General features: G+C 33.6%; 1 protein-coding gene. It reads right to left on the bottom strand.

What is annotated here, in order from left to right:
- The coding region (locus tag ACVC2P_RS06625; protein ID WP_452597688.1) for a DNA topoisomerase at positions 1-922 on the bottom strand (922 nt) is incomplete at its 3' end.
- Positions 923-1,191 lie beyond the last annotated feature (269 nt).

Below are 1,191 nucleotides of genomic sequence, written 5' to 3'. Positions count from 1 at the left end.
CTCTTGGGTAGGTTACAACTTTCTGCTCGTATAATTTTTGTACTATTTTTAGTGTTTCGTCTGCCGAAAACCCAAATTTAGTATTACAATACACTTGTAAACCTGTTAAGTCGAATAATTTTGGAGCATACTCGTTACCTTTCTTTTTGGTAATAGATACAATTTCGAAATCGTGTTCTTTTACAATATTGGCTAACTTTTCTCCATCTTCCATTTTTAGGAAGCGGCCCTCCTCGTAACTAAATAAGGTGTCTCTATATAATGTTTGCAACTCCCAATAGGGTTGAGGTTTAAAGTTTTCTATCTCTTTAAAACGGTTAACAAGCATAGCTAATGTAGGGGTTTGTACGCGCCCTATAGATAGTACTTGTTTGTAGCCTCCATGTTTTACAGTATATAAACGGGTCGCATTCATACCTAAAAGCCAATCGCCTATAGCGCGAGAAAAACCTGCGTAGTATAAGTTATCGTAATTTTCGGAAGGTTTTAAGTTTTGAAACCCTTCCTTTATAGCTTCTGTAGTTAATGATGAAATCCATAATCGTTTAACTTCTCCTTTGTAATTGGCTTGATTAATAACCCAACGCTGTATAAGTTCTCCTTCTTGCCCAGCATCCCCGCAGTTTATAATTAATTCTGCTTTATCAAATAAACTTTTTACAATATTAAATTGCTTTTTAATACCATCATTGTCTACCACCTTTGTTTGAAACTTTTCTGGTAACATGGGTAAATTGTTTAAATCCCAACTTTTCCAGTAAGGTTTATAATCGTTGGGTTCAAAAAGTGTACATAAATGACCAAAGGTGTAAGTTACAGCATAACCATTGCCTTCAAAATAGCCATCACGCTTGGTGCTAGCTCCTAATACAGCAGCAATTTCGCGGGCAACACTTGGTTTCTCGGCAATACAGACTTTCACTTATATCTAAATTTTATAGGATTTACAACGGTGCAAAATAGGAAATTTACTATGGTTTTTGAAGTGCTTTTAACAGGAGTTATTAACTAAATCATTAACCCCTTTAATATGTAGCTAATGTAAGTTTTGTTAGCCTATAAATTATGAAAGTAAAAGTGTTTTATATACTACTTGTAGGCATTTGAACATTATCTAAGTAAACTAAAATGCCCAGTTATATTTCTATGATTATTATTATGATCTGTAAGTTCTATAGTATACCAATAATC

Source organism: Pontimicrobium sp. MEBiC01747, assembly GCF_053601635.1.
The sequence above is the reverse complement of the archived record's forward strand: the minus strand, read 5'-3'. Positions and strand labels throughout refer to the sequence as shown.